General features: G+C 69.0%; 11 protein-coding genes and 3 pseudogenes. 5 read left to right on the top strand and 9 right to left on the bottom strand.

Annotation, left to right across the window (positions count from 1 at the left end; genetic code table 11):
* Positions 1–9: 9 nt before the first annotated feature.
* The gene (locus ACZ68L_RS42220) at positions 10–783 is read right to left on the bottom strand and encodes an SDR family NAD(P)-dependent oxidoreductase (RefSeq protein ID WP_469589020.1); all 774 of its coding nucleotides are present in this window, start codon (positions 781–783) and stop codon (positions 10–12) included.
* 441 nt (positions 784–1,224) lie between these two features.
* Here ACZ68L_RS42220 and ACZ68L_RS42215 point away from each other — a divergent pair, with 441 nt between their 5' ends.
* Both ACZ68L_RS42215 and ACZ68L_RS42210 read left to right on the top strand, forming a co-directional pair.
* Entirely contained in the window at positions 1,225–1,719 is a 495-nt protein-coding gene (locus ACZ68L_RS42215) for an ATP-binding protein (RefSeq protein WP_469589018.1), read from the top strand.
* A 173-nt stretch (positions 1,720–1,892) separates the two neighbouring features.
* The gene (locus tag ACZ68L_RS42210; RefSeq protein WP_469589015.1) at positions 1,893–2,135 is read left to right on the top strand and encodes a hypothetical protein; all 243 of its coding nucleotides are present in this window, start codon (positions 1,893–1,895) and stop codon (positions 2,133–2,135) included.
* Between the two features lie 746 nt (positions 2,136–2,881).
* Here ACZ68L_RS42210 and ACZ68L_RS42205 read toward each other — a convergent pair.
* From ACZ68L_RS42205 to ACZ68L_RS42175, 7 genes and pseudogenes are all read right to left on the bottom strand, one after another.
* Positions 2,882–3,124, bottom strand: a pseudogene (locus ACZ68L_RS42205) (IS701 family transposase); the annotation flags it as partial.
* Between the two features lie 168 nt (positions 3,125–3,292).
* Positions 3,293–4,144: a class II fructose-bisphosphate aldolase gene (locus tag ACZ68L_RS42200; protein ID WP_469589011.1), complete on the bottom strand. Its 852-nt coding sequence runs from the start codon at positions 4,142–4,144 to the stop codon at positions 3,293–3,295.
* A gap of 95 nt (positions 4,145–4,239) precedes the next feature.
* On the bottom strand, positions 4,240–5,190 hold the full coding sequence (locus ACZ68L_RS42195) for a DMT family transporter (protein WP_469589005.1): 951 nt from the start codon (positions 5,188–5,190) through the stop codon (positions 4,240–4,242).
* Positions 5,187–6,179: a BadF/BadG/BcrA/BcrD ATPase family protein gene (locus tag ACZ68L_RS42190; RefSeq protein ID WP_469588999.1), complete on the bottom strand. Its 993-nt coding sequence runs from the start codon at positions 6,177–6,179 to the stop codon at positions 5,187–5,189. Before ACZ68L_RS42190 ends, ACZ68L_RS42195 begins: the two co-directional genes overlap by 4 nt.
* A gap of 49 nt (positions 6,180–6,228) precedes the next feature.
* Positions 6,229–7,386 (bottom strand): SIS domain-containing protein, encoded by a 1,158-nt coding sequence (locus ACZ68L_RS42185; RefSeq protein WP_469588995.1) that lies wholly within the window; start codon positions 7,384–7,386, stop codon positions 6,229–6,231.
* Positions 7,383–8,678, bottom strand: coding sequence for a D-tagatose-bisphosphate aldolase, class II, non-catalytic subunit (locus ACZ68L_RS42180; protein ID WP_469588992.1), 1,296 nt, complete (start codon positions 8,676–8,678; stop codon positions 7,383–7,385). The genes ACZ68L_RS42185 and ACZ68L_RS42180 overlap by 4 nt, the downstream gene beginning before the upstream one ends.
* 177 nt (positions 8,679–8,855) lie before the next feature.
* Entirely contained in the window at positions 8,856–9,644 is a 789-nt protein-coding gene (locus ACZ68L_RS42175; RefSeq protein ID WP_469588989.1) for a GntR family transcriptional regulator, read from the bottom strand.
* A 427-nt stretch (positions 9,645–10,071) separates the two neighbouring features.
* Between ACZ68L_RS42175 and ACZ68L_RS42170 the strand changes: the two genes are divergently transcribed.
* Both ACZ68L_RS42170 and ACZ68L_RS42165 read left to right on the top strand, forming a co-directional pair.
* Positions 10,072–12,147 carry a glycoside hydrolase family 36 protein gene (locus ACZ68L_RS42170; protein WP_469588986.1) on the top strand — a complete coding sequence of 692 codons (2,076 nt, stop codon included), beginning with the start codon at positions 10,072–10,074 and terminating at the stop codon, positions 12,145–12,147.
* 105 nt (positions 12,148–12,252) lie between these two features.
* Positions 12,253–12,603 (top strand): hypothetical protein, encoded by a 351-nt coding sequence (locus ACZ68L_RS42165; protein ID WP_469589068.1) that lies wholly within the window; start codon positions 12,253–12,255, stop codon positions 12,601–12,603.
* On the opposite strand, the pseudogene ACZ68L_RS42160 reads toward ACZ68L_RS42165, so the two are convergent.
* A pseudogene (locus ACZ68L_RS42160) lies at positions 12,504–12,752 on the bottom strand (ISAzo13 family transposase); the annotation flags it as partial. The gene ACZ68L_RS42165 and the pseudogene ACZ68L_RS42160 overlap by 100 nt on opposite strands.
* 57 nt (positions 12,753–12,809) lie before the next feature.
* Here ACZ68L_RS42160 and ACZ68L_RS42155 point away from each other — a divergent pair.
* Positions 12,810–13,262, top strand: a pseudogene (locus ACZ68L_RS42155) (transposase); the annotation flags it as partial.
* Positions 13,263–13,387 lie beyond the last annotated feature (125 nt).

Genomic DNA, 13,387 nt, shown 5'->3' with positions numbered 1-13,387 from the left:
AAGCTCCGGTCAGTACCCGTCCGGTGTTGGGGCGTTCTGGCCCTTGTCGACAGGCAGGTTGATCCCGGTCACCGCACGTGACTGGTCCGAGAGCAGGAAGGCGATTACGTCCGCCACCTCCTCCGGCCGGACTAGCTCTCCCCTCGGGAACTCCGAGCGGAACCGGTCGAAGGCCGGCGGGTCCTCCCGGCGCATCCGGTCCCACCGCTTGCCCGGGATGAGCATCGATCCGGGTGAGACCGCGTTCACGCGGATGCCATCTACGGCCAGTTCCCTGGCCAGGGACGACACCATGTGGATCTGAGCCGCTTTTGCCGAGCCGTACTGAGCCTGCGGTCCCGGCTTCCACCCGGAGACCGAGGCCACTACGACGATTGATCCGCCACCGGTTTCCCGCAGGTGCGGGGTACTTGTCGCGACCAGCCGGGCAACGTGGCCGACGTTCATCCTCCAAGTCGCCGCCCAGTCCTCGGCAGACGCCTCGGTGATTCCCCGCCCCTGCGCACCGCCCGCACACGCGACGACACCATCCAGCCCGCCCAGAGCTGAGGCGGCGTCCTCTACGAACTGCTCCAGGAGCTCCGGCACGGATACGTCCAGAGACCGGACGAACAGAGCAGCTGGCGTGTCCAGCGAAGCGCGGAGCGTTTCCAGCGGCTCGGACTTCCGGGCGCATGTCGCCACCTGTGCTCCTTCGGACAGGAGCAGGCGCACCACGTGCTCGCCCAGCCCTCTGGAGCCTCCCGTCACCACAATGCGGCGGCTCGCGAACCGTCCTGTCATCCTTCGCTGTCCTCGGTCTTGCCCTGCGTCCGTCATCTGCGCAACCCCTCACCAACCGTGCTAACCCGCGTGGTCGAAGACATCCTGCATGCACCCTTCTGACCAGGGCGCCGCAGCGGTTCTCTTATGGACGTACCCGGCCCAGGGTCAACCGTGCAGCGGCGATCAGCCGGCACCGGCTTTACGGACCCGGGTGACGACACGAACCCGGGATTGCAGTTCACCACCGCGCAACCGTCGAACCCGGGTCTGGCGGCCACTAACACGAAACGAGCGAGAGCCAGCGGCACCCCGCGCTCCTCTCCCGACTCGGGAGGCACCATGTCCCAGACACCACACCCGTCTATCAGGCTCATGCTGGCTGACACGTCCACCGCTGTGGGCCTGGCACGACTGCACACCGCCGACGTCCTCTCCCGCTGAGGCGTGCCCTCGGACATCGTGCAGCTCATCGTTTCCGAGCTGACCACCAACGCGGTACAGCACCCCAAGAAGAAGGAGGGCGAGGAGCTCTCCCTGTTCTCCTCGCAGTTCGACGTGCAGACCTTCGAACTGGCACTGGAGATGGTCCGTGATGCCGTCAGAGTGTCGGTGTGGGACCGCGACGAGAGACCGCCCGTGCTGCAGGAGCCCGGGGCCGAGGCGACGAGCGGACGAGGGGTCCTGATCGTCGCGATGATGAGCAGTCGCTGGGGCCACTACCCGGCCCGGGGCATGCTGGGCAAGGTGGTCTGGACTGAGGCCAGTCTCAGCCCCGTGAGTCGTGTCGGTGAGAGCGAGAGCACGGAGCGGCCCCCGGGCCTACCTCCGTCGACCAAGCGCAGGCGGCCCCGGGCCGACCCTCACCCGCTCGGCCTCTTCGAAGACACCGGTGAATTGCTTCCCGACGGACAGATCATCGCCCCGCACCGCCCCACGACGACGGTGGCTGCGTGAACACCCTCGCCAAACAGAAGGGCCGCTCTGCGACGTGTGCCGCGCTGCGCGACGTCGTCGGCAGGGTCCCGCAGCCACGTGTTCATCGTCAGCGCAGCCTGGGAGGCCCGGTCCTCGCCCGCCGGCGACGAGCACGACATCGTCCTGATCGCCGAGCCCGCAGGGATGACGTCATGAGCCTCTCACTCCACCGAGCTCCGGAGGGCCGTATCGCCGGTCTCGTCCTGCTAGTGGCGAATGTGATCGGATTTGCCCTGGCTGGGGCCATGGTCGCGCACGAGACCGAAGCTGTCCGCGGTCTCGGTTCGGACGCCGCGGTTCCGGACCAGACACCTGTCGAAGAGCAGCCGCCCAACGCGGCCAACGCCACGGCAGTATCTGAGTCCGGCAGCCCCGGGGTGGGGCGCATGGCGTGAACGATCCTCTCGTCTCCTGCCCGCGCCGTACGGCTTGCGCCTCCCCTGTCCACCGGGGATACACGGCCATGGACGCCTTGGCCGCCGTCAGCACGTGATCCCCGTGCCGAGCGGAGGCTGCCGCCACAGGCCGCACGCGGCACGCTGCCGTCCTACCCGTAGCAGTACCCCGACGCATCCACGACAGTTGGAGCCCTTCATGCCGCATATATCCAAGAGCCCGGTCATCTCCTCGGACGCCGCCGTCGGCACCGCACGCCTGCATCACCTGGAGCGGGCCACCCTGAGCCACAAAGTGCCCATCGAGGACGTGCTGCTGATCGCCGTCAACCTGTACGGAATTACTTCCGACCAGGACCGTCACCGGGCCCGGGTCAACCTCCGACTCACACGCCGCCCCGAGATCCCCTGGCAGATCATCGTCCCGCTGAACCGGCCGGCCAGCCCGTTCCGCCTCCGGGGCGACGAGCTGTCGCTGAACGGCGAGATAGTCGCTCACGTGGAGCGCATCGACGCCGACGAGGCGGTCGGAGGGTACTTCCGCAACGACGGCCGTGCCGCCACGCTCAACCCCAACGCCCGCAGCCGATGCGTCGGGCGCGGTTGGTGCCCCAACACCCTGGAAGCTGCTGCCGACCCGCGGTTGCACGAGGAGCAGGGGCTCGACGACCTGCTGCGCGCCCTCGGCGAGCAGCACCCCCGCCGCAACCTGGCCGAACTGACCGAGGTCACCGTCTCCACCGGGCATCGCGGATATCGTCCGGGTCCCACTGGCACCACGACAGCAGCCGCTGAAGCCCGTAGGGGCTGTCGTGGCCCGCGTGCTCGGCTATCTGCCAGCTGTTCTTCCGGCCCACCGGGCCCAGCAGGCCCCGCACGTAGTCCCGCATCCGCCGCCGCGGCTCGACGCGGCCGAACCGCTCTCCCACCCGCAGCAGCAACGACTGCAACTCAGCTTCCCACCAACCTACTTCGACATCATCTTCCATCTCCATGACTGGTTCAACGCACCCCGACCGGGTGAGTCACGAACCACCCCACCAACCTGACAGGACGTCAGCCCGCTAGGCTTCAAAAGGGCCCTGTGACCAGGACAAATGAAGAAGCACGACTGGAGTACTAGGCGACATCAGGTGCGGTGAAAGCTTCGGCCCCGCTCAGCCACTCACCACACCGAGCAGGACCCGGACCGTCTCCGCCATCGTCTCCCGGCCCTGGGCGACGTAGGGGCGGGGGTCGGTCAGGTCGGGGCGCTCCGCCAGCGTCTCGCGGACCGCGCCGGTGAACGCGACGTTGAGAGCGGTACCGATGTTGATCTTCACGATGCCCGCCTGAACGGCTTGTCGCAGATCGTCGTCGCCGACGCCCGACGAACCGTGCAGCACCAGAGGTACGGGCACGGTCTCCCGCAGGCGTTCGATGAGCGCGTGGTCCAGGGTCGCGGAGCGTTCGGTCATCGCGTGGCTGCTGCCGACGGCGACGGCCAGGGCGTCCACGCCGGTGTCCGCGACATAGCGCGCCGCCTCCTGCGGGTCGGTGCGCACCCCGGCCGCGTGGGCGCTCGCGGGAGCGTCGGGCTTGCCGCCCACATAGCCGAGTTCGGCCTCCAGCCACAGGCCCGCGCCGTGGGCCCACTGGGCCGCGGCGCGGGTGGCGGCGAGGTTCTCGGCGTACGGCTGCGCCCCGGCGTCGAACATCGCGGAGGAGAACCCCGCGTCGGCCGCCGTGCGCAGCAGCCGCATGTCCGTCACGTGGTCCATGTGCAGTGCGACGTCGACGTCACAGGCCTTGCCGACCTCGGCCGCGGCCCGCGCGATCGGCTCGACCCGGCCGCCGTGGAACCGTACGGCGTTCTCGCTGATCTGCAGGATCACCCCCGGGGCGCCCGCGGCGGCCGCGCCGGCGGTGATCGCCTCGGCGTGCTCCAGCGTGATCACGTTGAACGCCGCGACGGCCCGGCCTGCGGCGGCGGCCTTCGAGACGAGTTCGCGCGTGGGAACCAGGGGCATAAAGGTGTCCCCTCGCTTTCATGTCGGTGCGGTGGGTACGGGCCGGTGTCGGCCCGTACCGCTACGTGGTTCGGCCGGTACGGATATGTGGGCGATCAGGACTTCTGCGGGGCCGGACTCACGTCCGCGCCGTCGTCCGCCGCGCCCGGGGCCACGGAGTTCTCGCCGCTCTTCTCGTCGCTGTAGACCATCAGGGTCGAGCCCGCGAGGGCCAGCACGATACCGAGGGCGCCCCACACGTTCGGGAGCGTCCGGTAGACCGCCAGGGACAGCACGATGGTCAGCACCGGGGCCAGCGCGTTGGTGATGGGGGCGACGACCGTGGCCTTGCCCCGGCTGAACGCCATGACCAGGAACAACGCGCCGACCGCGTTGAGGACCTGCGTCACCGCGGTGAGTGCCGGCGCCTGCCACGGAGCGTCGGACGGGAAATCGCCCATCATCACGAACGCCACCGGAACCAGCAGCAGTCCGCTGATGGTCATCCAGCCGAACGTCGTCGCGTCGTTGACCCCGACCACCGCGGCCTTGCGCATGCAGAACGCCTGCACGCCCCAGGCAACACAGATCAGGATGGCCATCAGCAGCCACGGGCCGTGCGAGTTCGAGTCGTCCTTGCCGCTGGGAATGCTGAGCAGCACGATCGCCACCAGCGCCGCGACGACACCCACTAGGGCGAGCCGGTTGATCTGCTCCCGCAGCAGCGCCATCGCCATGAGGACGGTGACCACCGGGGAGAGCGACACCAGGGGGAAGATCAGGTACGCCGGGCCGTTGGCGAGCGCGTGGAACAGCAGGAGTTGGCCGCCGGCACCGGTCAGTCCCGCGATCAGTCCGTACACGGCGGCGATCGGCCGGCGGTCGAACGCGTTGCCGCGCATCGCGAAGTACGCGGGTATGAGCATCGTGAAGGCCCAGATGATGTAGATCATCTCGTTGGGGTAGCCGTACCTGCTGTTCGGCTCGCTGGAGAAGGCGCCCCACACACCCCAGAACAGGACCAGCAGCGACGCGTACAGGATCCAGCTCTTCGTGCCTCTGTTCATCGGTCTTCCCCTCCCGAGGCAGTGATCCCGGAGGCCATGCGCAGCGCGTCGAGCGCGGGCTGGTCGAGCGGGGTTCCGGCGATTTTCGCCGCGTACAGGGCGGCACCTACGACGGGCTCGTACAGAGGGTGTCGCAGTTCGTAGTGGGTGAAACGACTCTTCAGTCCGGTGGCGAACGCCTCCAGAACCGCGTCCGCGCCGAAGGTGCCGCCCGAGTAGGAGACCGGTACGATCTCGTCCGGGCCGAACTCCAGCCGCTCGCGGGTGACTTCGACGAGCAGGGCGAGTTCCCGGCCGGCCTCGGCGAGGATCGCCGAGGCGGCCTCGTCGCCCAGACCGGCCGCCTCGGCCACCGAGCGGCTGAGCGCGGCGAGCCGGCTGCGGTCGCCCTGCCACTGGTTGTGGACGACGTCGATCACGTCGAGGTCGGACGCGAGATCCAGGTGGCGCCGGAACACCTCGGCCAGGGGGCCCTCGGGGAGCCGTCCGTCGCCCATCCGCGAGAAGGCGTTGAGGCCGCGGACCGCGATCCAGTGCGCCGATCCCTCATCGCCGAACATCTCGCTCCAGCCACCGACGCGCACGCCCCGGCCCAGCCGCTCGCCGTAGGTCATGGAGCCGGTGCCGCTGATGACGTTGATGCCGTCGACCGCGCCCAGTGAACCGGCCCAGCCGCAGACCATGTCGTTGTCGCAGGCGTAGCGGTCGTGTCCGAGCACGGCTCGCGGGGTCGCGTTCAGGACGGGCAGATCGCGGGCCGCCTCCCCGTAACCGGGCAAGCCGAAAAAGGCGTACTCGATGTCGGCGGGGGTCAGCTCGGCCGCCGCACAGACAGCGTCGACGCCTTCCCCCAGCACCCGCTCGACGAGCTCGATGCCGTGGGAGAAGTAGTACGAACTTGCCGCCTGCGCTCGCGCCACGACTTGTCCGCCCCGGTCGACCAGGCAGAATGCGGTTTTCGTACCGCCACCGTCGACACCTAGGAACATCGTTGTACCTCCGTCCGGCGCCCTGGATCCGCGCCGTTGATGCCTTTGATCAGTTGTGCAAGGAGTGCAGGGTCACGCCCTGCACGACGCGGTTGATCTCACCCGAGGGGAACGGGTTGTCGGCCCGCAGGCCCCGGGCCTGGGAGGCGCGCAGGGCGATGAGCTGGGCGTACACCACAGCGGACAGCGCCAGGGCGACGTCCTCGACGCCATCGAGGCCCGGCAGCGGCCAGGCGTCGTTGCCGTCCGCTTCCGCGTCGGGGCCCGCGGAGACTGTGACGACGCTGCCGGCGGGAAGATTTCCGCGCAGCTCCGCGGAGATGTCCTGGTCGTACTTGCGGGTGTAGGGGTCGTTCGACATGTACACCACGGCGACCGAACGGTCGTTGAGCACCGCCTTGGGACCGTGCCGGAATCCCAGCGAGGTCTCCGAGACGGACATGAGCCTCCCACCGGTGAGTTCGAGCACCTTCAGCGCCGACTCCTCGGCGAGGCCCTTCAGCGGGCCGCTGCCCAGGAAGACGATGCGCTCGGGTACGCGGGCCACGAGGGCGCCCACGGTGCGGTCCACGGCGTCGCTCTCGCAGATCGACTCGACCGCCTCGGCCAGGCGTTCGGCGACCCCGTCGTAGGCGCTGCCGCCGAGAGCGAGCAGTGCCGCGAGCGTCATGCACGTGAAGCTCGACGTCATGGCGAAACCGCGGTCGTTGGACGCGGCCGGCATCAGCAGCACGTGGGACTTCGGCAGCTCCGCGTGCTCGCGGGCCAGGCGGCCCTGCTCGTTGCAGGTGATCACGAGGTGGTGCACCTCGGAGAGGACCTGGTCGGCCAGGGCGGTGGCGGCCACGGACTCCGGGCTGTCACCCGAGCGCGCGAAGGAGACCAGCAGCGTGGGAACGTCCTCGGCGAGACAGCCGCGGGGGTCGGCGACGAGGTCCGTGGTGGGGACCGCGTCGACGCGGCGTCCCAGGCGCCGGGCCAGGGCGGGCTGGAGCACCTGGCCGGCGAACGCGGAGGTGCCGGCACCGGTGAGTACGACGCGCAGGTCACCGCGGGCGACGAGCGGACGCACGAAGGCGTCCAGCGACTCCCGGGAGGCCGCGACGATCCGGTCGACCTCCCGCCACAGGGCGGGCTGCTGGGCGATCTCGCGGACGGTGTGGGCGGCGCCGTCGTCCAGGGACAGGGTGCCGGAGGGCGTGGTCACACGTGCTCCATCAGGTGGGGGTGGGAGGCGCGGTCGTAGTCGCGCAGAACGTCGCGGACGTGGTCCACGGCCAGGTCGCGCGGCCGGGCGGCGAGCTCGCCGTGGCGGACGCGGGCGTACTGGAGTGGGAGGTGGGCGCTGAGCAGCGGCAGGGGGATGTCCACGGCCGAGAGGTTGTCCATCAGCCGGGCCTGGGCCTTTTCGATCTCAGGGTCGGGCCAGTAGTAACGCATCCGGTCGCTGTAGCTGTAGCGGCGTGCGAGGCGCTGCTCGGCAGCGCTGCCCGGGTAGTAGCCCTCCCACTTGGCGGGCTCGGCGAGCATCCGCTCCTCGACGACCTCGGGAAGGCGTGACCGCTCGGCGGCCGGGACCAGCTCGTCCTCGATCGCGGCGAGGGCGAACAGCGCCTCGCGCAGGGCGAAGGTCAGCCCGGGGCCCACCTTGAGGACCGCCCAGTGGTCCTCGACCAGCGCGGTGAGCGCCTCGGCGGTCTGGTAGTCGGTCGAGTGGGCCTCGTAGACCATGGTGGGCTCGTCGTCGAGGACCTTGCGCAGTTCCTCGGTCAGCTCGCGCCGGTAGTCGACGACCTGCACATGGTCGAACTCGACGGCCGGCTGGACCACGAGGGCCATGACGCGCGGCCAGACCTCGTCGATGCCGTGCTGGGCGAACGCCTTGCGGTGCTGCTCCAGAGTGGTGCGCGCCGCCTCGGGCGTGGTCGGGACGAGCGCGTCGAGCGTCTCGTGCGCGCCGCCGGGTGTGGGCACCTCGGTACCGATCACGTACCGGATCCGCTCGGCCCGCTCGGGGCCGGCCGTCTCCTCGGCCACCCGGATCAGCCGCGCGGCGCGTTCGGCGACCACGTCGTCGGTCAGCGGTACGGGGTCACCGGCGCAGGCGAAGCTGCAGTCCAGGTGGATCTTGGTGAAGTCCGCCGCCACGTAGGCGGCGACCAGGGCGTCGGCCCGCTCCATCGCCTCGTCGGGCGTCAGGGACTGCCACCGGTTCGGTCCGAGGTGGTCGCCGCCGAGAATCACGCGGTCCAGTGGCAGACCACTTTCGGCGGCGATGCCGTACACGAGGTCGCGGAGGTCCGCGGGCCGCATGCCCGTGTAACCGCCGTACTGGTCGACCTGGTTCGAGGTCGCCTCCACCAGTACATGACCGCCGGTCTCCCGTGCTTGCACCACGGCTGCCCCGATGACCAGCGGATGAGCCGAACACACCGAGGTGATGCCCTGCGACTGTCCGGCCTTCTGACGCCGGACCACCTCGCTCAATGGGCTCTGCATTGCCAACCCCTTACTCAACGTGTATCTCAAGCCAATGTGCCGTCATGGCCTGCGGCTCATTTCGGACAGTACTGGTCTTATTTGGGGTCGTCAATAGTCTGGTTCTGGTATGCATCTGGTATTGCACAGCCGAACCGGCAGATCCGCGGCGATCGTTCAAGTCCGGTTGGTGATCGTTTAAGTCTGGTTGGTGATGGAGGCCCGGAACCGGTAGCGGTCCCCCCGGTAGACCTGGACGGTCAGTTCGATCGGGCGTGATTCCTGGTTCGACGTCAGCTGGGTCGCGACGAGCATCGGCATGGTCTCCCCGATCTCGAACAGCTCGATCTCCCGTGGCGTCGGGTGGCGGGCCTCGACCGAATAGTCGGCGATGCGGGGCAGCTGCGGCGGGTCGGCGGCGCGCAGGGTGGCGTAGAGCGAGGCCGTATTGAAGTCGGTCTCGGCCAGGGCAGGGCAGGCCGCCAACGGAAGCCGGTTGTGCTCGAGCACGACGAGCAGACCGTCGAGGAAGCGCAGTCGGTGGAGGTCGAAGAGGTCGGCGCCCGGAGCGATCCGGAGCTGCTCGGCCTCGGACACCGTGGCCGGGCGAACGGTGGCGGAGAGCACCTTGCCGGCCGTCGTCAAGCCGTTGACCTGCGCATAGTCGGCGAACCCCTGGACCTGCGGGGCCGCCGAGGCGGACGTCATCGTCGCCTCGGGGAGCAGACCGAGCTCGGCAACGAACCACCCGCGCGACGACGACGGCCGCACGATGCCCCGCGACTCCAATTGCGCGAGGGCCGCTCGCAGCGTCACGCGCGACACGGCGTACCGGTCGACCAGAGCCCGCTCGGAGGGCAGCCGGTCACCGGGGCGGGCGGCAGCGGCGCGCAGGTCGTCGAGCAACTGCGTGGCTGTGCGCTCGTACAACGGGAGGACGTCGTCACCGAACAGGCCTCTGGGCATCGACGTTCTCGCATCTCTCATACCAGAAGCATACCAATCTGATCGACGGCGCGAACCCTCGTCCAGGAGGCCCACCCGTTGACATGCCACTCGAATACCGCTTACGTTCTCGAAGCAGGCCACCCGATGATGAAGAAGTCGCCCGTGAGCGACCTTCCGTTTCGCCGTGCCCCGGGCACCCGCCGGTGATCGAGGCAGCGTTGTCGCAGCTCACCGAGGGTGCCTGCCCGCTACCGCCGGAGGCGACCTCGCACTGGGGTACCCGTTCGGACGATACGCCGCTCCCGACCCCAGCCGACCCACTGCGAAAACCAGTAGTAGACCAGGCATCGACCAGCCTTACGGACGGTCGCTTCGTCGCGAGCGTGCGGCTCGACTTTGACGATCCACAACGCGGACAAAAGGCGGCTGCCCCAGTCGGGCACGCACGACCGAAAGAGAGTTCGACATGACGGACATGAACCGGCGAAGCGTACTGAAGGTGGCGCTGGGGGGTGCCGGCCTGGCCGCCTTCCCCGCCGTGGCCATGGGCGCCTCACCCGCGGCCGCCGCACCGAACTCGGATCCTGACCTCGTCGGAGTCGGCGACACCTCCATCACCCTGGAGTTCGACGACCAACTGCGCAGCCGGGTGGCGCTTAAGGGCGTCGACCTCACCCGCTTCGACGCCGGCGAAGCCCTGCTGGTGGGCGGTAAGGCCATCGAGGCGTTCGCCTACCGCGGGCACCGGACCCGCGACACCCGGCACCCCCGCCACGGCGCGGGCGTCCGGGTGACGATCGAGGGCACGTCCAAGGAAGGCGTACAGAAGACGGTCGTGCTGACCTCCTTCGAGCGTCTTACCGGCATGATCGTGATGAAGGTGACCTACACCAACAGGTCCTCCACCGCGCTGAAGGTGACCGGGTGGCGCAACGGAGCCCACGAACTCCTGGAGACTCCCGGCGGCTTCTACACCTTCTCCGGTACCACGTACACGGACCGCCGCGACTGGGTGATGCCGGTGAAGGACGGCTATGTCCAGGAGAACTCGTTGGGGATGGACTCCTCCGACTACGGCGGCGGCACCCCGCTGGCGACCGTCTGGCGCCGGGGCGCGGGCCTCTCCGTCGGACATGTCGAGCCCGTGGCGACGGTCCTGCGCATGCCGGTCCGCAAGACGGACGCCGGAGCGAGCATCGCCATCCAGGACGACACCGCCCGCACCCTGAAGCCGGGCCGTCGGCTCAGCACCGACACCACGTTCCTGACCGCCCTCCCGGGCGACCACTTCGTGCCGCTCCAGCGGTACCGCGACTACATGAGCGACATCGGCCAGCGCGCCCCCAAGGTCCCCGCCTCGGCCTTCGAGCCCATCTGGTGTGCCTGGGGCTACGAGCGCGACTTCGCCACCGAGCAGGTCACCGGAGCGCTGCCGAAGGCGCACGAGGTCGGTCTGCGCTGGGCCGCGCTCGACGACGGCTGGCAGACCAACGAGGGCGACTGGGACATCAACACGGCGAAGTTCCCGCGCGGCGAAGCGGACATGCGGGCCTTCACCAAGGAGATACGGGACGCCGGTCTGCGGCCGCGCCTGTGGTGGGCCCCGCTGGCGGCGGACCCCGACAGCAACCTGTTCCGGGACCGGCCCGACATGCTGCTGCTGGACCGCGACGGCAACAAGCAGGACGTCACCTGGTGGGACGCCTACACCCTCTGTCCGGCCTACCAGCCGACGGTGGACTACTTCGTCGAGCAGGCGAAGAGGTTCATCGGCGACTGGGGTTACGAGGGGCTCAAGATCGACGGCCAGCACCTCAACAGCGTCGCGCCCTGCTACAACCCGAAGCACCAGCACGCCCGCCCCGAGGAATCCACCGAGGGCGTGGCCCTGTTCTGGAAGGCGATCCACGAAGCCGCGCACGAGGCGAACCCCGACGCCCTCGTCGAGCTCTGCCCCTGCGGCACCGCCTTCGCCTTCCATAACCTGCCCTACGTCGACCAGTACCCCAGCTCGGACCCGGAGTCCTCCTACCAGGTCCGGAGCAAGGGCAAGTCGATGAAGGCGCTGATGGGCGCGGGCAGCAGCTACGCCGGTGACCACGTCGAACTGAGCGACGGCGGGAACGACTTCGCGTCCTCTTACGGGGTCGGAGCCGTCCTGTCGACCAAGTTCACCCTCCCCGGAACCGGAGCCCCAGACAAGGCGACCGACCTCACCCCGGAGAAGGAGGTCCTCTGGCGCAAGTGGGTGTCCCTGTACGAGAAGAACATGCTGTCCACCGGCGAGTACCGCGGTGAGCTGTACGACATCGGCTTCGACAAGCCCGAGGCGCATGTTGTGGCCAAGAAGCGGACCCTCCACTACGCCTTCTACGCCGACCAGTGGGACGGGACGGTCGAGCTGCGCGGTCTGGGCCGCACGCGGTACCGCCTGACCGACCCGTTCACCGGCAAGTCACTCGGAACTGCCACTGCTCAGCACAACACCGTGAAGCTGTCCTTCGAGCGGTTCCAGCTCATCGTGGCCGAGCCCATCGGCTGATCAGCCGGGGCGGCCGGGCGGCCGGGGCAACACTCTTGATGATGCGAGTGGCGTGCCACAGGCTTGCCGGGCCCCCGCTTCTCCACCTGTGACGTGGAGTCCCGCATGCCCCGCCTGGTACCGGACACCCCGCCGCAGCGCGTCCTCGCGGCCACGAACTTCGTCTACACCATGGGCTACGGCCTCTATCTGACGGCCGGGGTGCTCTACTTCACCGAGGCGGTCCACCTTCCGGCAGGTCAGGTGGGGCTCGGACTCGGCATGGCCGATGTGGTCGCGCTGGTCCTGGGCGTCACCGTCGGTCATCTGGCGGACCGGCACGGCGCGCGCGGCGTCTACGCGGTGACGCCCCGCATCCGGCCGCCGCCGGGGCGCCGGACCCTCCCCTCGGGCAGTGGCCCGTGCCCGGCTTCAAGTTCGAAGACGCCCTTGCGAACGGTCGTCTCGCTGACCTGAGCCGTCCGCGCGACCAGGCGTACGCCCCCGTGGCCGAGCAACCGTGCCTCGGTCGCCAGCGCCAGCCGCTGTTGACGCTCGTCCAGATGCGGGAGCAGGACCTCGAACCGCCTCACCAGTTGGCCGCGGACCTCGTCGGATATGCGCATACCACACCAACGAGACCGCGCTTGCAGAGCAACGCGTTGTTTCTTGACGGCTTCGACCTGATCCGCAACAGCCTGCGCTATGCCTCGCGCCGCGACTGGGCCGATGTCGCCCGCGACCTCAAACCCGTCTACACCGCTGTCAACGAGGACCAAGCTCGCACCCGGCCGGAGGAGTTCGCCGCGAAATGGGGCAAGAAGTACCCCTCGATTCCCGGAGCCTGGGAACGGGCCTGGAGCGAGTTCGTACCCTTCCTCGGCCTGCCCGACGCGATCCGCCAGGTCGTCTACACCACGAACGCCATCGAGAGTCTGAACGCCCGCTACCGGCGCGCGGCCCAAGCCTGCGGCCACTTCCCCAACGAGCAGGCCGCCCTGAAGTGCGTTTACATGGCGATCATGTCGCTCGACCCCACCTGCAAGGGCCAGGCCCGCTGGACCATGCGCTGGAAGACCGCCCTGAACGCCTTCGACATCACCTTCGACGGCAGGCTTTCCGCAGCCCGTCAGTAACTCCAACAACCTGAGCTACACCGCTCGTTTGGCTCTGTCTCACATTCGGTGGTGACTCTGCGTGGCGCTATCCGAGGAGGATGCGGTGGCGGAGGAGGGTGAAGCCTGCTCGTCCGTGCATCTGG

It is taken from the genome of Streptomyces sp. NPDC104309 (assembly GCF_055584025.1).
The sequence above is the reverse complement of the archived record's forward strand: the minus strand, read 5'-3'. Positions and strand labels throughout refer to the sequence as shown.